Origin of the sequence: Mesorhizobium sp. Mes31 (assembly GCF_024519675.1) — a bacterium.
In the GTDB taxonomy this organism is placed as follows: Bacteria; Pseudomonadota; Alphaproteobacteria; order Rhizobiales; family Rhizobiaceae; genus Mesorhizobium.
On record NZ_JALJRL010000028.1, the window covers coordinates 1 to 18303 of the forward strand.

The window sequence follows — 18303 nt, forward strand, 5'->3', positions numbered from 1 at the left end:
TCAAACAAAGAGATAGAGCCCCATCCCGATTCCATCGGGATGGAACAGGCTCTAGGTTCGCCTCGGCGGACCAACCTCAATGCCCGTCGCTGGACTTCGCCTTCCTGCGCCGTCGCGCCAGCATGTTGAGCCCCTCGACCAGCGCCGAGAAACCCATGGCCGCGTATATGTAGCCCTTGGGCACGTGATAGCCCATGCCGTCGGCGATCAGCGTCATGCCGATCATCAAAAGGAAGCCCAGCGCCAGCATGACGATGCTCGGGTTCTTGGCGATGAAGTTGGCAAGCGGTCCGGCCGCCAGCATCATCACGCTCACCGCCACAATGACCGCGATATACATGATGGCGATCTCGTCGGTCATGCCGACGGCGGTGATGATCGAATCGATCGAGAAGACGAGGTCGAGCAGCAGGATCTGGAAGATCGCGCCGGCAAGGCTGATCTGCAGCGTCTCGCCCAGCATCGTGTCCTTGTGGTCGTCGGGATCGACCGTGTGATGGATTTCCTTGGTCGCCTTCCAGACCAGGAACAGGCCGCCGGCGATCAGGATCAGGTCGCGCCAGGAAAAACCGTGGCCGAACGCGGTGAACACCGGCATCGTCAGTTGGACGATGACCGAGATGGTGGCGAGCAGCACCAGCCGCATGACCAGCGCCGCCGAGATGCCGAGGCGGCGGGCTCGGGCGCGTTGCGCCTCCGGCAGTTTGTTGGTCAGGATCGAGATGAAGATCAGATTGTCGATGCCGAGCACGATCTCCAGCACCACCAGCGTCAGCAGCGCGACCCAGGCCGTCGGGTCGGAAACGAATTGAAAATGCGGCGCGAAAAATTCGATAAGCTGCATGGAGGTCGTTGTCCCCTCTTGTAACGATCTAGAGCAGTGTCGCCGGCAGTTAGGTACTGCGCACGCCTATATCAATGTCACGACCAGAAGGACGGCGCGGTTTCCTCCAGCCGCGGGCCGCGACGAAACGGCGCGATCTTCTCGGCCAGCCCGGTGCGGTCGGAAATATCGACGCCGACGCCGCACAATGTCGCCGGTCCGGTCGCTGCCTCGAAACGCCCTTTCGGCACCTTCGACAGGAACCGGTTGAGAGGTTCCTCCTTGTCCATGCCAAGCGATGAATCGTAATCGCCGCACATGCCGGCGTCGGACATGTAGCCGGTACCGCCGTTGAGGATCTGATGATCGCCGGTCGGCTGGTGCGTGTGGGTGCCAACGACAAGACTGGCGCGGCCGTCGACGAAATGCGCGAAGCACATCTTTTCAGACGTTGCCTCGGCGTGGAAGTCGATGACCACGGCATCCGCCTGCTCGCCGAGCGGACAGGCGGCAAGCTCGCGCTCTCCGGCCTGGAACGGATCGTCGAGCTCGGGGTGCATGAACACCCTGCCCATGATGTTGGCGACCAGCACGCGCGCGCCGCTCCTGGAGATGTAGACGCCGGAGCCGCGCCCGGGCGTGCCCTTGGGAAAATTGGACGGCCGCAGGAACCGCTCTTCGCGCGGCGCGAAGGCCAGGGCGTCACGCTGGTCCCAGACGTGGTTGCCGGTGGTGACGACATCGGCGCCGGCCGCGATCGTCTCGCGAAAGATCTCTTCGGTGATGCCGAAGCCGCCGGCGGCGTTCTCGCCGTTGACGATGACGAAATCGAGCCTGAAGTCCGAGATCAGTCCAGGCAATTGTTCCCACACCGCCGTGCGGCCCGTTTTTCCCACCATGTCACCGAGGAAGAGAAGTCTCATATGATCCCGCACCGAAGGTCAACGAAGCAAAAGCTGCATGACGTCTGCGAAAAGATCATGCGTCCATTTATCTACAATTTTGGCGCGAAGCGGCGCAACCCGCTCTCGGTGAGTATTTCCGGAATGATGACGTCGTGATCCTCATCCGGCACCAGCGCCACCTCCTGGCAGTCGAAGGCGATGCCGATCAATCGCGGTGGCTTTCCCTTGTCGACCAGCTTGGCGATCGCACGGTCATAGTAGCCGGCGCCGTAGCCGATGCGATGGCCGCGCGCGTCGAAGGCGGCGAGCGGCACCAGCATCACCGAGGGGTCGAGCACCTCGGCTTCTTCGTGCGGCCCGACCGTGCCGAAGCCCATCTCGACCATCGGCGTACCACGCACCAGTTCACGAAAGACGATGGTGGTCTTGTCGAGGATGGCAGGCAGGCAAAGCCTTGCCCCCTTCTCGCGCAAGGCGAACATCAATGGCCGGACGTCCACTTCCGATCGCATCGGCCAGAAGCCGGAGACGATCTGGCCCGGCTCGACATCGAGGTGATCGCGCGCCGTTTCGGCCATCTCGAGCGCGATCTCCACCCGCCACAACGCATCGAGCGCGTCACGGCGCCCGAGTGCCTCGCGACGCAGCTGCTTTTTCAATTCTTTGGGAGAGGTCATGCGGCCAGGATAGAAAAGCTCAGATCTGGATGGAGTCTCGGGAGCGACGTTTTCCACCGCGTCATCCACCGAAATGCGTGGATGCATTGGAATAAGTGACGATCCACACAACCGGTGGAGAGAGCGATCCCGGGTGCCTACAAAGTAGGTGGGCGCCGTGTGAGAAAACCCACGGGTCTTCCCAGGGACAGCTCCCTAAGGATCGTTAAGGCCCCGGGGAAAATGTTCTCCTGCCGGGAAGCACAGACCGTCATCCCCAATATAGGCCGATGGCAGCCCAAGCGCCAGAGAGATGGCATTCTTTCCGTGCTGGTTCCCGCAGTCGCCGCAGCCAACCCCACCCTTGCGCGGACCGGGCCGCCTCCTTACGGTCGCCAGGAGTGAACCAGGGAGCGAAAATGCGTTTCGAAGGCACGGCGGCCTATGTCGCCGACAAGGATCTGATGGTGGCGGTCAACGCGGCGATCGCGCTGGAGCGGCCCTTGCTGGTCAAGGGCGAGCCCGGTACCGGCAAGACGGAACTTGCCAGGCAAGTGGCGGCGGCCCTTGGCCTCGATCTCATCGAATGGCACGTCAAGTCGACCACGCGGGCACAGCAGGGTCTTTACGAGTATGACGCCGTCTCGCGGCTGCGTGACAGCCAGCTCGGCGATATCAGGTTCAACGACATCAGGAACTACATCAAGCGCGGCAAATTGTGGGAGGCGTTCGCCGCCGGCAAGAAGGTCGTGCTGCTGATCGACGAGATCGACAAGGCCGACATCGAGTTCCCCAACGACCTGTTGCAGGAACTCGATCGGATGGAGTTCTTCGTCTACGAGACCGGCGAGACCGTCCGCGCGGCCGTCCGGCCGATCGTCATCATCACCTCCAACAACGAGAAGGAGCTGCCGGACGCCTTCCTGCGCCGCTGCTTCTTCCACTACATCCGCTTTCCCGACGTCGACACGCTGCACAGGATCGTCGACGTCCATTATCCCGGCATCAAGCAAAACCTGGTGCGCGCGGCCCTCACCCAGTTCTACGAGATCCGCGACGTGCCCGGCCTCAAGAAGAAGCCGTCGACCTCCGAGGCGCTCGACTGGATAAGGCTGCTGGTCGCCGACGACATCGCGCCCGAGGATCTGCGCGCCGACCCGAAGAACGCGTTGCCCAAGCTGCATGGCGCGCTGCTGAAGAACGAACAGGACGTGCATTTGTTCGAACGGCTGGCCTTCATGGCGCGAAGGCAGGGGTAGCGCTTTTCCCTGCTGTGGACCGTTGCCGGCAGTCGAACAGGGAGGCAGCTTCGGCCAGAACCCTCCGGAGGAAATGAAATGTCTGAGATTGTTGTCCGCCCGCTAGCGCAGCCCGACCATGCCGACTGGCGCCGCCTGTGGACCGACTACCTCACCTTCTACGAAACCAAGCTGCCGGAAGAGGTCTACGCCGTCACCTGGAAGCGGCTGTTCACGGCGGGCGAGTTCGAGCCGAAGGGCTTCATCGCCACCCTCGACGGCAAGGCTGTCGGCCTCACCCACTATCTCTACCACCGCTCCTGCTGGGCGGAGCAGAACAACTGCTATCTGCAGGACCTGTTCGCCGACCCCGACGTGCGCGGCAAGGGCATCGGCGCGGCGCTGATCGAAGCGGTGAAGCAGGAAGCGGCAAAGATCGGCGTCAAGAACGTCTACTGGATGACCCACGAAACCAACACCACGGCACGCAAGCTCTACGACTATGTCGCGCGCCGGACCGGCTTCATCGAGTATGATTTGCTGTAATGAAATCGCCGGCGCAGCGTGCAAAGCTAACTTGGAACGCTGACCGGTTTGAAGCGCTGGAACGCATCCGCGCTGTCTTGCAGGAAAGCGAGTTCCAGCCGCTCTATGCTAGCTACATCGCATATCTGGAGCTACGGGAGCGCGGGCTGAGAAAACAATCCTTCGCCCAGCTCGATGCCTTCATTAAACAAATAGCATCCGATCCGTTTGAAGTTCGACTGTCGGTCATCCGGCATCTCATTGGCGCGATCGAAGGCTACTGGAAGAACTGGCCGGCACCGGACAATTGGCAGCTGCCTGAGCAAGCATTTCGACGGCTGATTGGGCCGCTCTGGCAGGAATGGCGGCAGCGGGAACCCGCCAATCCTGAGGCTTGGGTTTATGGCTTTGGCAATCTGTCTCATGACGTCGATGGTACAGAGGTCGCATTTCTGCTGGACCCAACTCATCCACGCTATCAATATGCTCATCTGGATGGCTTGTGTCGCCAGTTGAATTACGAACTTCACGAACTCGGGCACATTGAAAGGATTCTCTGTGTCCCAGAATTTTTTGATGAGCTGACCAGTTCGGTGTCCGCTGTTGCGAAGGCAATCGGTGACAACATGACTGACGAGGTCGCAAAAACACCTGTCAAACTGAACGAACTGGCGGCGTTCTATCGCAACCACAAGAAGGATAGCGGCACCTTTCTGCGAGAGCTTCTGCGGCTCGGTCGCAAAGATCTGGTCGACTTTCCCATACTGCCGGCCCGGCGTTGGTTCCGTGTGCTTCCCTATCCTCTAGGTTGACCCACCGACCATGTTCATCCCCTTCTTCCTCGAACTGAAGGCCGCGCGTGTTCCCGTCTCCTTGCGGGAATATCTGTCGCTGCTGGAGGGGCTGGAAGCCGGGCTGGTCGACTACGACGTCGAGGGTTTTTACTACCTTGCCCGCACCGCGCTGGTGAAGGACGAGCGCCACATCGATCGCTTCGACCAGGTGTTCGCGCATGTCTTCAAGGGCGTTGAGGCGCTGGGCGGGCCAGATGCCATCGACGTCGCGAACCTGCCGGAAGAGTGGCTGCGCCGCCTCGCCGAAAAGCACCTGACCGACGAGGAAAAGAAGCTGGTCGAGGCGCTCGGCGGCTTCGAAAGGCTGATGGAGACACTGAAGCAGCGGCTGGAGGAGCAGAAGGGCCGCCACCAGGGTGGCTCGAAATGGATCGGCACCGGCGGGACCTCGCCTTTCGGCGCCTATGGCTACAATCCCGAAGGCGTGCGCATCGGCCAGCACGAAAGCCGCAACCGCCGCGCGGTGAAGGTCTGGGACAAGCGCGAGTTCAGGAATTTCGACGACGCCGTCGAGCTTGGCACGCGCAACATCAAGATCGCGCTGAAACGCCTGCGCCGTTGGGTGCGCGAGGGCGCCGAGGAGGAATTCGACCTGCCCGGCACCATCCACGCCACCGCCGAGCACGGCTATCTCGACGTCCGCACGCGGCCCGAGCGGCGCAACGCGGTGAAGCTGTTGATGTTCTTCGATGTCGGCGGCTCGATGGACGATCACATCAAAAGCGTCGAGGAGCTGTTTTCGGCCGCCCGTGCCGAATTCCGCCAGCTCGAATATTTCTACTTCCACAACTGCCTCTACGAGGGCGTGTGGAAGGACAATCGCCGCCGCCATGCCGAGGTAATTCCGACCTTCGACCTCCTCCACAAATACGGCCCGGACTACAAGGTGATCGTCGTCGGCGATGCCTCGATGAGCCCTTACGAGATTGCCCACCCCGGCGGCTCGGTCGAGCACTGGAATCCCGAGGCTGGAGCCGTCTGGCTCGGCCGCCTGCTGCAGCAATGGCCGAACGCGGTGTGGCTCAATCCGGAAAACCAGAAGAACTGGGGCTTTACCCATTCCATCACCATCATCCGCGACATCTTCGGCGGGCGCATGTTCCCGCTGACGCTGGCCGGGCTGGAAGGCGCGACGAAGCAGCTGTCGAGGAAGCACTAGTCAGGATATCGATACTGGGCAGACGCGTAACAAATGCCTATCTTGGTGCGAATATGAGGTTGCAATCAACAACGAGCCGGCAAGGCTGAGGAGATCAAATGGACACCCACACCTACCCCGTGACCCGCACCGACGCCGAATGGCGCGCCCGGCTGACGCCGGAGCAATATGCGGTCATGCGCGGCCACGGCACCGAGCGGCCGGGAAGCTGCGCTTTGCTCTACGAGAAGCGCGCCGGCACCTTTTCCTGCGTCGGCTGTGACCAGCCGCTGTTCGAATCCAAGCTGAAGTTCGAGAGCGGCACCGGCTGGCCGAGCTTCAACGATCCCGTGCCGGGCTCGGTCAAAAACACCATCGACCGCAGCTATGGCATGGTGCGTACCGAATGCCATTGCGCCCGCTGCGGCAGCCATCTCGGCCATGTCTTCGAGGACGGCCCGCCGCCGACCGGCCTGCGCTATTGCATCAACGGCGTGGCTTTGAAATTCGAGCCGGCCGCCTGAGCGGCAGGCTCGATTGGCAGGTTTTGGGAAGGCGGCTTCGGCCGCCTTTTTCATTGGCCGAACACTTGAGAGCCCTGTTCAGATCACGATTGTCGCGATCAGCCACAGCGCGGCACCGAGCATCATCATTGAAGCCTTGGCGCCGCCAATTTTCTCGGCGGTCCGCCAGACGGCCGACATCAGGAAGATGGCGTAGGGCACCGGCGCGAAATGCACCGCCAGCACGAGGCCGAGAGGCATCTTCAAGCCAAGCAGGATGAGCGCCGCCACCGACGATGCAATGCTGATCGCCGTGCCGACGAGCACCATGTCGCGCCAGAACAGCCGGTCGAGCGGCACCTGGCCAAGCCAGCGCGAGCGGAAGAAATCCGCCAGCACCTGATATCTACCCCTGTCCCAGGACTTCGGTGACGGCGCGCTCGATGCGCGAACATTCCGTCACCAGCCAGTCGGTCATCGCCGGCCAGTTGTCCTCGGCAAAACAGTTCCCCCGCCACATCGAATTGATGCCAAGGCCCTCGCAGCTCTGTTCCGGCCTGAGCTTCAGCCTGTCTTCGATCGCCGGCTGGAACGGCTTCAACCGTGACCAGGTTTCCGTTGCACCGAACTTCTCGTTGCGGCCGAAGAAGACGCCGACATGGTTCTGCGCCGGCGCTACATACATGGAAAGGACCAATGCGAAGTCTGGCATCCCGCGCTGCCAGAACCAGGGTCCGCGCCTCGCCATCAGAGCCCGCTCGTTGGGATGCCGTTCGTCGAACAGCGTCCAGAAGCCGCGATGGCGGAATTCAGAAGCGCGGCGGGCGCCGAAGTCGAATTCGCTCATGGTTCGAACCGTATCACCGGCAACCGCGCTGGGTGCCGGGCGATTGCATCTACACCATGCCGAGCGCGGCCTTGTACAGATCGAGGATGGTTTCCTCCTCCTGGCGCTCGGCCTGATCCTTCTTGCGCAGCCGGATGATGGTGCGCATCGCCTTGGTGTCGAAGCCGGTGCCCTTGGCCTCGGCGAACACTTCCTTGATGTCGTCGGAAATGGTCTTCTTCTCTTCCTCGAGCCGCTCTATGCGCTCGATGAAGGCACGCAGCTGGCCGGCGGCAACAGTCTGGCTGGTTTCGGTGATATCGTCGGCCATGTTTTTCTCCACATCGTTTCTACGCCGCGACTCGGGAAAGCGAGGGGCGGCGAATTCAGCGGTTCGATGCCCGACCGGGGGCAGCGGGTCAAGCGGTTATCGAATGAACCGCAACGGCTGCCGACAGAAGCCGACAACCCGGCCACACCTTGTGAGTTCTCAGCTGAAGGCGATCAGCAGATCCTTGGCATCGATCTGGTCGCCAGCCTTGACCAGCACCTCGGCGACCGTGCCGTCTCGCTCGGCATGCAGCGCCGTTTCCATCTTCATCGCTTCGATGGAAAGCAGCACGTCGCCGGCCTTCACCGCCTGGCCGGCGGCAACCGAAAGCGCCGAGACGACGCCCGGCATCGGCGCGCCGACATGCGCCTCGTTGCCGGGCTCGGCTTTGCGGCGGGCCTTGGCGGCGGACGCGCCATGCGCCCTGTCGGGAACCTTGACGCGGCGCGGCTGGCCGTTGAGTTCGAAGAACACGGTGACCATGCCCTTGTCGTCGACATCGCCGATCGCCAGGCACCGCACCACCAGCGTCTTGCCCTTCTCGATGTCGACGAAAATCTCGTCTTCCGGCTTCATGCCGTAGAAATAGGTCGGCGTCGGCAGCACGCTCACCGGGCCGTAGGTTTCCTGCGCGCCGGCGAAGTCGGAAAACACCTTCGGGTACATCAGCCACGAGGCGAATTCGAACTCGCTGAGCTTGCGTTCGAGCTTGTCTTCGATCTCCTTGCGGCTGGCCTTGAGATCGGCTGCCTTCAGGAGCGAACCCGGCCGCGCCGTGATCGGCTTGTCGCCCTTCAGCGCCTTCTTCTGCAGTGCTTCCGGCCAACCGCCGGGAGACTGGCCGAGATCGCCGCGCAACATCGAGACGACAGAGTCCGGGAAGGCGATGTCCCTGGCCGGATTCTCGACATCGGCAACGGTCAGGTCCTGGCTGACCATCATCAGCGCCATGTCGCCGACAACCTTGGACGACGGCGTCACCTTGACGATGTCGCCGAACATCAGATTGACGTCGTGATAGGTCTGCGCCACCTCATGCCAGCGCGTCTCCAGGCCAAGCGAGCGCGCCTGCTCCTTGAGGTTGGTGAACTGCCCGCCCGGCATTTCGTGCAGATAGACTTCCGAGGCCGGCCCCTTGAGATCGCTTTCGAAGGCGGCGTACTGGTTGCGCACCGCTTCCCAGTAGAACGAGATTTTCCTGATCCACTGGGGGTCGAGGCCCGGATCGCGCTCGGTGCCCTTCAGCGCCTCGACGATCGAACCGAGGCAAGGCTGCGATGTGTTGCCGGAGAAGGCATCCATCGCCGCGTCGATGGCATCGACGCCGCTCTCCACCGCCGCCAGCACCGTCGCCGCCGACAGGCCAGACGTATCGTGGGTGTGGAAATGGATCGGCAGGTCGGTCGCCTCGCGCAGCGCCTTGAACAGCACCCGCGCCGCGGCCGGCTTCAACAGGCCGGCCATGTCCTTGACCGCGATGATGTGCGCGCCGGCAGCCTGCAACTCCTTGGCCAGCCCGACATAATATTTCAGGTCGTACTTTGCCCGCGCCGGATCGAGGATGTCGCCGGTGTAGCAGATCGCCGCTTCGACCAGCTTGCCTTCGGCGCCGACCGCGTCCATGGCGACGCGCATGTTATCGACCCAGTTCAGGCAGTCGAAGACACGGAACAGATCGACGCCACCGGCCGCTGCCTGTTTGACGAAGTGCTGCACGACATTGTCGGGGTAGTTGGTGTAGCCGACGCCATTGGCGCCGCGCAGAAGCATCTGCAGCAAAAGGTTGGGTGCTGCTTCGCGCACCAGCGACAGCCGCTCCCACGGATCCTCGGTGAGGAAGCGCATGGCGACGTCGAAAGTGGCGCCGCCCCAGCATTCAAGCGACAGCAGCTGCGGCAAGGCCCGAGCGTATGTGCCGGCGATGTTGGCGATGTCATGCGTGCGCACGCGCGTCGCCAGGAGCGACTGATGACCGTCGCGCATCGTCGTGTCGGTGACGAGCACTTGCCTTTGCTCGCGCATCCAGGCAGCGAATTTCTCCGGTCCCAGCACGTCCAGCTTCTGCTTGCTGCCGCTTGGCACATTGCCGTTGAGGTAGGGCACGATCGGAGCCGCCGCGTCGGCCTTCGGTTGCGGCCGGCCGCGCGTCTCTGGATGACCATTGACCGACACGTCGGCCAGATAGTTGATGAGCTTGGTGGCGCGGTCCTGGCGCTTGACCTGCTGGAACAGCTCCGGCGTCGTGTCGATGAACTTGGTCGTGTAGGAATTGTCGGCGAAGCTCGGGTGATTGATGATCGCCTCGAGGAAGGTCAGGTTGGTGGCGACGCCGCGGATGCGGAACTCGCGCAGCGCCCGGTTCATGCGGGCGATGGTTTCGGCCGGTGTCGGCGCCCAGGCCGTTACCTTCTCCAGCAGCGGATCGTAGAAGCGGGTGATGACCGCGCCCGAATAGGCGGTGCCGCCATCGAGGCGGATGCCGAAGCCCGTCGCGCCGCGATAGGCGGTGATGCGGCCATAGTCCGGGATGAAATTGTGCTCGGGGTCTTCGGTGGTGATGCGGCACTGCAAGGCATGGCCGTTCAGCCTGATGTCCTGCTGCGCCGGCACGCCCGATTCCGGCGTACCGATGGCAAAGCCGTCGAGAATGTGGATCTGCGCCTTGACGATGTCGATGCCGGTCACCTGCTCGGTGACGGTATGCTCGACCTGGATGCGCGGATTGACCTCGATGAAATAGAATTTTCCGCTGTCGGCATCCTGCAGGAATTCGACCGTTCCGGCGCCGATATAGCGGGTCTCGCGGGCGATCTTCAGCGCATGGCCGCAAAGCTCCTCGCGTTGCGACATTTCGAGATAGGGCGCCGGCGCGCGCTCGACGACCTTCTGGTTGCGGCGCTGGATCGAGCAGTCGCGCTCGAACAGGTGCACGACATTGCCATGCGTGTCGCCAAGCACCTGCACCTCGACATGGCGGGCGCGCTCGATCAGCTTTTCGAGATAGACTTCATCCTTGCCGAAGGCGGCTTTCGCCTCGCGCTTGCCTTCCATGACCTCGCGGGCAAGGTCGGCTTCGGAGCGGATGGCGCGCATGCCGCGCCCGCCGCCGCCCCACGATGCCTTCAGCATCACCGGATAGCCGATCTCCTTGGCCAGTTTCTTGACCGTGTCCATGTCGTCCGGCAACGGGTCGGTGGCGGGGATCACCGGCACGCCGACCTCGATGGCGAGATTGCGTGCGGCAACCTTGTTGCCAAGCCGGCGCATCGTGTCGGGCTTCGGTCCGATGAAGGTGATGCCGGCTTCGGCACAGGCCTCGGCGAATTCCGGGCTTTCCGACAGAAGCCCGTAGCCTGGATGGATGGCATCGGCGCCCGAAAGCCTGGCGACGCGGATCACTTCCTCGATCGACAGATAGCTTTCGATCGGCCCCATATCCCTGGTCAGGTGTGGCCCACGCCCGACCTGGTAGCTTTCGTCGGCCTTGAAGCGGTGCAGCGAGTATTTGTCCTCCTCGGCCCAGATCGCCACGGTTTTGAGGCCAAGCTCGTTGGCCGCGCGAAAGACGCGAATGGCGATTTCGGACCGGTTGGCGACGAGGATCTTCGTGATGGCCAAGGACTGGGCTCCAGCAGCGGAAGGGAAGAGAAATCGGCGCCATGATTAGCGCGAAAATGCTGCAGTGCAAACAAAATCCGCGCGAATTTAAACCGATTTAAATCGAATCTTTGCAGCAAAGCCGGCCGCATTCGCGCAAAGGCGCAAGAAAGCGCCGGCACCTGCCGTTCAAGCCAGGATCATTTTCCGGCTAACGGCCGCCCTCGGAGGCCTGCCGGCGGCGTCCTGGAGAAACACGCCAAAAAAGAAAAATGCCCGACGCGTTGCGCCGGGCATTTCCGATTTCAGGTGTTTTTCGGCTTATTGTTCGAAGTAGGTGTACTTGCCGTCGTCACCCTTCTTCCAGGTGTAGAGGACGTAGTCGGGGCGGGTGATGTCGCCCTTCGCGTCATAGCCGATGTCGCCGATCGCGGTCTTCCAGGGGCCACTCGCCTTGATCTCTGCTGCAACCTTCTGCGCGTCGTCGGCCGAACCGACCTTACCGGCGGCGGCGGCGACGATCTGCATGGCGGCATAGGAGTAGAGCGTATAGGCCTCAGGCTCGAAACCGGCGGCACGGAACTTCTCGACGAGTTCCTTGGCGTTCGGGTTCTTGCGCGGATCGGGAGCGAACGTCATCAGCGTGCCGTTGACAGCGTCACCGGCGATCGAGGCCAGCTCGTTCGACACGATGCCGTCGCCCGACATGAACTGAGCCTTGAGGCCCTGGTCAGCCAGCTGGCGCATGATCAGGCCGGCTTCCGTATGCAGGCCACCGTAGTAGACGACGCTGACGCCGGCTTCCTTCATCTTGGCGATGAGAGCCGAGAAGTCCTTGTCGCCGACATTGATGCCTTCATACATGGCTTCGGTCACGCCGTCGGCGTTGAGCGCCTTCTTGGTTTCGTCGGCGAGGCCCTGGCCATAAGGCGTCTTGTCGTGAACGACGGCGATCTTGGCGTCCTTGAAGTTCTTGGCGAGATAGTCGCCGGCAACCTTGCCCTGCTGGTCGTCGCGTCCGCAGGTGCGGAACGTGTTCCACAGGCCGCGCTCGGTCAGTTGCGGGTTGGTCGCCGAAGGCGTGATGACGAGAATGCCGTTCTCGGCATAGACATCCGACGCCGGAATGGTGACGCCCGAGTTGAAGTGGCCGATGACATACTTGACGCCGTCGGCGACGAACTTGTTGGCGACCGAGATACCCTGCTTCGGATCCGAGACGTCGTCACCGACTTCGAGCTTGATCTGCTGGCCGTTGATGCCGCCCGCCGCGTTGATGTCGGCGGCAGCCTGCTCGGCGCCCTTCTGCAGCTGCGCGCCGAAGGCTGCGTTCGGGCCGGTGATCGGACCGGCAACGCCGATCAGAATGTCAGCCCACGCGCTGCCGCTGAACGCGACAAGCGCGGTCAGTGCGACGGCGGACAAGAGTGACTTTTTCATATAAAACGCTCCCATTTACGGAGTGGGCGTGGATGATACTTTCATGCGATGCCCACCCTTATCGCAGAAAGCACAGTTTGCCGATTTTCAGGCACTTGTCACGCCGATTCATCCCCGAAACGGCGTTAATCATGAACGTTAGCCTTTCGGCTTCCAGCTCAAAAGCGATGCTCTTTCATAGAGCCAATTATACTGTGTAACCATCTGGTTGGTGCGCGTGTATTGATAGCCGATAAACCCGAGTATCATCAGCACGATGGTGTCGACGATGTAGTAATGCAGCGAGAACATCGTGCCGCCGAACAGCGCGTGATGGATGAAACGTATGCCGATGCCGAGGCCCAGCATATAGGCGAACAGTTGCAGGAAGCTGCGCCATGTCTGGGCGCTGGCCTTGCCCGTCATCCACGCCGCCCAGCCGCCAAGCAGACAGGTGACGAAGAAGAACTGCCAGATCGAGGGTTCCTCGTAGAGAATGCCCTGCATGATTGATGTCTCCTAGGCTCAGTGATGTCCGCCTTCGAGATAGGCGGCGCGCACTTCCGGATTGGCGAGCAGTTCCTTGCCGGTGCCGCTCATCGTCACGTTGCCGTTGACCATGACATAGGCGCGCGTGGCGAGCTTGAGAGCGCCGAACGCGTTCTGCTCGACCAGGAACACAGTCAGCCCCTGCGTGCGGTTCAGTTCGCGGATGGCATCGAAGATCTGCTTGACGATCAGTGGCGCCAGACCCAGCGACGGCTCGTCGAGCAAAAGCAGCTTCGGCCGCGCCATCAGCGCGCGTCCGATCGACAGCATCTGCTGCTCGCCACCGGACAGCGTGCCGCCGCGCTGGGCGATGCGCTCCTTGAGCCTTGGAAACAGCGTGAACACCTTCTCGACGTCCTCGTCATAGTGCTTGAGGTTGTCGAGGCTGGCGCCCATCTGCAGGTTTTCCATCACCGTCATGCGCGGGAAGATGCGCCGGCCCTCGGGCGACTGGGCGATGCGCATGCGCGCGATCTCGTGCGTCGGCATCTGGGTGATGTCGGTGCCGGCGAAGGTGATGGTGCCCGCGCGAGCGCGTGGGGCACCAAAAATGGTCATCATCAGCGTCGACTTGCCGGCGCCGTTGGCACCGATCAGCGCGACGATCTCACCCTCCTTGACGGTGACGTCGACGCCGTTCAGCGCCCGTATGTTGCCGTAGTAGGTCTGGACGCCCTTGATATCGAGCAGTGTTGCGCCGGCCATTATTTGCGTCCTCCGCGCTTGTCCGCGACAGGCTTGGCCGTGGTCTTTCCGGAAGCCGCGCTGGCGGTCTTCTCGGAAGCTGCACTGGCAGTCTTTCCGGAAGCATGGCTGGTCGCCACCTTGCCCGCATCGACACGGCGCGAGAATTCCGTGCCCTTGCCCTGGCTGAGAAGCTTGGCCTGCTTGACCCACTCCTCACGTGCAATGCGTCCGTCAAAGGCGAGATAGGCTTCAGCGGCCTCGACATCGGCCTTCTTCCAGGCGCTGATCTGGTCGAAGTGGAAAATGCCGTGTTCGTTGAGCTTCTTCTCGTTGACCGTGCCGATACCCTTGATACGGGTCAGATTGTCGGCCTTGCCCGCCCGGGGGGCAGCGAGGCGGTTCGAAATACCTTCGGCCTTCGCCGCGGGCGCCTTGGCGGCCGCCTTCTTCGCCGCCGGCTTTGCCGCGGCCGGCTTTACCGGCGACCCGGACTTTGCAGCAGCGGGTCTGCTGGCAACGCTCGCCGCGCGCGCATCGATCTGCGCCGCCTTGGAAGCGCCCTTCGACACCGTGACGCGCTCGCCCTCGCTGTGGCCGATCGTATCGCTCACCGGTCCGGCGAGATATGAAGCCGAGGTGCCGGGGCCGTGCGCGGAGTCGGGACCGGTATCCAGCTGTTCGATGACGTCTTCGTCGCCGACCTCCGTCAGCACCGTCTCGACCTCCTCGTCGTCGACGCCGAGATAGGCGGCGATGACGCGCGGATCGGTGCGCACCGATTGCGGACTGCCGTCGGAGATCTTGCGGCCATATTCGAGCACCACGACATGGTCGGAGATTTGCATGACAACCGACATGTCGTGCTCGATCAGCAGGATCGAGGTGCCGGTGTTGTTCTTGATATCCATCAGCAGTTCGTTGAGTGCTGCCGATTCCTTCGGGTTGAGACCGGCGGCCGGCTCGTCGAGGCAGAGGAGTTCCGGTCCGGTGCACATGGCACGCGCAATCTCCAGGCGCCGCTGCGCGCCATAGGGCAGGTCGCCGGCCGGATCGTCGGCGCGATCGACGAGATTGGCCTTCTCCAGCCAATGCCTGGCCAGATCGATCGATTCGGCAGATGCCTTGCGGTAGCTCGGGAAGCCGAACAGGCCGAGCAGCGTATAGCCCGACGCCTTCATCAGCTTGTTGTGCTGGGCGACCAGCAGGTTCTCGAGCAGCGTCATGCCCGAGAACAGGCGGATATTCTGGAAGGTGCGCGCCACCTTGGCGCGCGCCGGAATCTCATGGTTTGGCAAACGCTCGAGCATGAAGGTCGAACCATCGGCCCGGTTGAGCGTGATCATGCCTTCCGACGGCTTGTAGAAGCCGGTGATGCAGTTGAACACCGTGGTCTTGCCGGCGCCGTTCGGACCGATCAAGGCGGTGATCTCGCCGCGTCGGGCCTGGAAGGACAGGTCGCCGATGGCGACCAGGCCGCCGAACTTCATCGACAGATGCTCGACCTGCAGGATGGCATCGTTCATGCCCGGATTGGCCTTCTGAATCGGGTTCGTATTCATCAGCCGTGTCCCTCCTTGGTGAAGGAGCCCGATACGGCCCTTCGCTCCTTGAGGAAGGCTGTCGGCTCGCGGCTGCCAACGAAGCCACGCGGCTTCCACAGCATGACCACGACCATGGCTATGCCAAACAACAGCATGCGATAAAGCTCCGGGGTGAAATCAGGGCCGAATATCGCCTTGAGGAAGTCCAGCTCGCGCAGGATTTCGGTACCGCCGATCATCACCAGCGCCGCAACGGCGATGCCGCCCAGCGAGCCCATGCCGCCCAGCACGACGATGGCAAGGATGATCGCCGATTCCAGGAAGACGAAGGATTCCGGGCTGACGAAACCTTGCCGTGCGGCAAAGAACGAACCGGCAAAGCCACCAAACATGGCGCCGGTGGCAAAGGCGGTCAGCTTGGTGGTGGTGGTGTTGATGCCGAGCGAGCGGCAGGCGATCTCGTCCTCGCGCAGGGCCTCCCAGGCGCGCCCGACCGGCAGGCGGCGCAGCCTGATGGTGACGAACGCGGTGAGGAAGCAGAGCCCCAGGATCAGGTAATAGAGGAAGATCTTGTAGTAGGCGCCCGACTGGGCGATGCCGAGCACCTTGGCGATGTAGTTCGGGTCCGAGACGTTGAACGACATCAGGCCGAAGAAGGTGACCTTGGGGATGCCGGAAATGCCGGCCGAGCCGTTGGTCACTTCGCGCCAGTTGATCAGCACCAGGCGGATGATCTCGCCGAAGGCCAGCGTGACGATCGCCAGATAGTCACCGCGCAGGCGCAGCACCGGAAAGCCGAGCATCACGCCCCAGAACGCGGCCATCATGCCGGCGGCCGGCAGCAGGATCCAGAACGACAGTCCGAAATGCGTGCCGAGCAGCGCATAGGCGTAGGCGCCGACCGCGTAGAACGCGACGTAGCCGAGGTCAAGCAGGCCGGCGAGGCCGATGACGATGTTCAGGCCCCAGGCCAGCATGACATAGATCAGGATCTGGATGCCGAAATTGTCGACCCATTTCAGCGAGCCTTGAAAGCCGACCAGCAGAACGATCACGATCGGATACACCAGAAGCACGCCGACGCCGATCTTGTTGAAGTTCCGGCGCAGGAAGCCGGGCGCCGTCACGGCGGCGGCGGGAGCCTGAGCCTTTTCCGCCTTCGCCCGCTCCATCGCCGGCTGCGCGAAGCCGACATAGAGGAAACGGCCGACGGCGGTGAGGATGACCACCGCGGCAAGCAGGCCCCAGCGCTGCACCAGGATCAGCTCGTTCGAGATGTTCTGATCGGTCTTCAGGCCGATGAACAGGACGAACAGGCCAAGCGAAATGGCACCGGCATAAAACGCCTCCCGAAGGGCGCGTTGAATGGGCGTGGCGACGACGTCGCGCTCCGGAGTAACGGTAACCGCCATGATCTCAGACCTTTTCGACTTCTGGCCGGCCCAGAATGCCGGAAGGCAGGAAGATCAGCACGATCGCCAGGATGGAGAAGGCGGCGACGTCCTTGTAGTCGATCGAGAAATAGGCAGACCACATGCTCTCGATGAAGCCGATCAGGAGCCCACCGAGCACGGCGCCCGGTAGCGAACCGATGCCGCCGAGAACGGCCGCGGTGAACGCTTTGACACCCGGCGTGAAGCCGTCGGAAAACACCACCACGCCGTAGTACATCAGGAACAGCGTACCGGCGACGGCGGCCAGCGCGGCGCCCATGATGAAGGTGATCGAGATGGTGCGGTCGACGTCGATGCCGAGCAGCGCCGCCATCTTGCGGTCCTGTTCACAGGCGCGCTGCGCTCGACCGAGCGCGGTCCTGTTGACCAGATACCAGAAGATCGCCAGCAGGATCGCGGTGACCACGACGATGATGATCTGCTTCAGCGACACGCTGACGCCAGCGATCTCGTAGACCTTGGACACCATCGGCGGGACCGGCTTGTTGCGCGGGCCCTGCGTCACCTGGACGAAGTTGGACAGCGCGATCGACATGCCGATGGCGGTGATCAGCGGCGCCAGCCGGAACGACCCGCGCAGCGGCCGGTACGCCACCTTCTCGATCGTCCAGTTGTAGAGGCTGGTGAGCAGCATCGCGACGACCATCATGATCAGCAGTGCGATGACGATCGGCACCGAATAGAACAACGCACCGAGGATGAGGAAAACGATGAGGGCGGTGAAGGCGCCGACCATGAAGATATCGCCATGGGCGAAATTGATCATGCCGATGATGCCGTAGACCATCGTGTAGCCGATTGCTATCAGCCCATAGATCGATCCCAGCGTCAGCCCATTGATAAGCTGCTGGACAAAGTACTGCATGTGTACATGGCTCCCCTGGAATGTCGCCCATGCAGACGCATTCCTTTTCGTATTTCCCCTAGTCGTAAAGTTTCGAGCCCGGATTGCAACGTGATTTTTCAACCGTCATGCGTGTTTTGGCGGCACGCCATCCGATTGCCCTTTTTTCCCATCCGGCCCCTGGACTATCGCGGACCCTAGCATTGGCATAACGCAATGTCTTTGACGATTCGACCGCATCATGCGCTCCGTTTCGAAGAAATCGCCGTCAAAATTAGGTGATGAGAGGAATCGTTGCGTTCCTGACACGATCCGTTTTTTCACTGCATTGCTTTCCGCTGGGTCAGGTTTCCCTTTACTTGACCACAAAACCATGCGCGAACGGATCGCGGTCGTCGATGAAGATGGTGTTC

The 18303-nt window shown here is 62.2% G+C and carries 18 protein-coding genes and 1 other RNA gene; 5 read left to right on the forward strand and 14 right to left on the reverse strand.

Features of this window, described 5'->3' with window-relative positions:
• Positions 1–76 precede the first annotated feature (76 nt).
• From NR193_RS30455 to ssrS, 4 genes are all read right to left on the reverse strand, one after another.
• Positions 77–844, reverse strand: coding sequence for a TerC family protein (locus NR193_RS30455; protein ID WP_256754380.1), 768 nt, complete (start codon positions 842–844; stop codon positions 77–79).
• 77 nt (positions 845–921) lie between these two features.
• Positions 922–1746 (reverse strand): YmdB family metallophosphoesterase, encoded by an 825-nt coding sequence (locus tag NR193_RS30460; RefSeq protein WP_256754381.1) that lies wholly within the window; start codon positions 1744–1746, stop codon positions 922–924.
• Between the two features lie 71 nt (positions 1747–1817).
• Entirely contained in the window at positions 1818–2405 is a 588-nt protein-coding gene (locus NR193_RS30465; protein WP_256754382.1) for a 5-formyltetrahydrofolate cyclo-ligase, read from the reverse strand.
• 96 nt (positions 2406–2501) lie between these two features.
• A non-coding RNA gene (gene ssrS, locus NR193_RS30470) (6S RNA) lies at positions 2502–2657 on the reverse strand.
• Positions 2658–2803: 146 nt separating this feature from the next.
• Here ssrS and NR193_RS30475 point away from each other — a divergent pair.
• The 5 genes from NR193_RS30475 (at position 2804) to msrB (ending at position 6663) form a co-directional block, all read left to right on the forward strand.
• Positions 2804–3643, forward strand: a complete 840-nt coding sequence (locus NR193_RS30475; protein WP_256754383.1) for a MoxR family ATPase — start codon at positions 2804–2806, stop codon at positions 3641–3643.
• 78 nt (positions 3644–3721) lie between these two features.
• Positions 3722–4168: a GNAT family N-acetyltransferase gene (locus NR193_RS30480; RefSeq protein WP_256754384.1), complete on the forward strand. Its 447-nt coding sequence runs from the start codon at positions 3722–3724 to the stop codon at positions 4166–4168.
• Positions 4168–4959 (forward strand): hypothetical protein, encoded by a 792-nt coding sequence (locus NR193_RS30485; RefSeq protein WP_256754385.1) that lies wholly within the window; start codon positions 4168–4170, stop codon positions 4957–4959. The genes NR193_RS30480 and NR193_RS30485 overlap by 1 nt, the downstream gene beginning before the upstream one ends.
• A 10-nt stretch (positions 4960–4969) precedes the next feature.
• Positions 4970–6160 carry a VWA domain-containing protein gene (locus NR193_RS30490; RefSeq protein WP_256754386.1) on the forward strand — a complete coding sequence of 397 codons (1191 nt, stop codon included), beginning with the start codon at positions 4970–4972 and terminating at the stop codon, positions 6158–6160.
• Between the two features lie 98 nt (positions 6161–6258).
• Positions 6259–6663, forward strand: a complete 405-nt coding sequence (gene msrB, locus NR193_RS30495) for a peptide-methionine (R)-S-oxide reductase MsrB (protein ID WP_256754387.1) — start codon at positions 6259–6261, stop codon at positions 6661–6663.
• A 78-nt stretch (positions 6664–6741) separates the two neighbouring features.
• On the opposite strand, the gene NR193_RS30500 is transcribed toward msrB, so the two are convergent.
• The 10 genes from NR193_RS30500 to NR193_RS30545 all read right to left on the reverse strand — a co-directional run bounded on the left by NR193_RS30500 (position 6742) and on the right by NR193_RS30545 (position 17911).
• On the reverse strand, positions 6742–7041 hold the full coding sequence (locus NR193_RS30500; protein ID WP_256754388.1) for a hypothetical protein: 300 nt from the start codon (positions 7039–7041) through the stop codon (positions 6742–6744).
• 7 nt (positions 7042–7048) lie between these two features.
• On the reverse strand, positions 7049–7489 hold the full coding sequence (locus NR193_RS30505) for a hypothetical protein (RefSeq protein ID WP_256754389.1): 441 nt from the start codon (positions 7487–7489) through the stop codon (positions 7049–7051).
• A 49-nt stretch (positions 7490–7538) separates the two neighbouring features.
• The gene (locus NR193_RS30510; protein WP_027027312.1) at positions 7539–7799 is read right to left on the reverse strand and encodes a DUF2312 domain-containing protein; all 261 of its coding nucleotides are present in this window, start codon (positions 7797–7799) and stop codon (positions 7539–7541) included.
• Positions 7800–7958: 159 nt separating this feature from the next.
• Positions 7959–11417 carry a pyruvate carboxylase gene (gene pyc, locus NR193_RS30515; RefSeq protein WP_256754390.1) on the reverse strand — a complete coding sequence of 1153 codons (3459 nt, stop codon included), beginning with the start codon at positions 11415–11417 and terminating at the stop codon, positions 7959–7961.
• A gap of 300 nt (positions 11418–11717) precedes the next feature.
• Entirely contained in the window at positions 11718–12836 is a 1119-nt protein-coding gene (locus NR193_RS30520) for a branched-chain amino acid ABC transporter substrate-binding protein (protein ID WP_256754391.1), read from the reverse strand.
• 138 nt (positions 12837–12974) lie between these two features.
• Positions 12975–13322, reverse strand: a complete 348-nt coding sequence (locus NR193_RS30525; protein ID WP_091578847.1) for a DUF6867 family protein — start codon at positions 13320–13322, stop codon at positions 12975–12977.
• A gap of 18 nt (positions 13323–13340) precedes the next feature.
• Positions 13341–14069: an ABC transporter ATP-binding protein gene (locus NR193_RS30530; RefSeq protein WP_256754392.1), complete on the reverse strand. Its 729-nt coding sequence runs from the start codon at positions 14067–14069 to the stop codon at positions 13341–13343.
• The gene (locus NR193_RS30535) at positions 14069–15610 is read right to left on the reverse strand and encodes an ATP-binding cassette domain-containing protein (RefSeq protein ID WP_256754393.1); all 1542 of its coding nucleotides are present in this window, start codon (positions 15608–15610) and stop codon (positions 14069–14071) included. Before NR193_RS30535 ends, NR193_RS30530 begins: the two co-directional genes overlap by 1 nt.
• Positions 15610–17004 carry a high-affinity branched-chain amino acid ABC transporter permease LivM gene (gene livM / locus NR193_RS30540; protein WP_256754394.1) on the reverse strand — a complete coding sequence of 465 codons (1395 nt, stop codon included), beginning with the start codon at positions 17002–17004 and terminating at the stop codon, positions 15610–15612. The genes NR193_RS30535 and livM overlap by 1 nt, the downstream gene beginning before the upstream one ends.
• A 4-nt stretch (positions 17005–17008) precedes the next feature.
• Positions 17009–17911: a branched-chain amino acid ABC transporter permease gene (locus NR193_RS30545; protein WP_256754395.1), complete on the reverse strand. Its 903-nt coding sequence runs from the start codon at positions 17909–17911 to the stop codon at positions 17009–17011.
• Positions 17912–18303 lie beyond the last annotated feature (392 nt).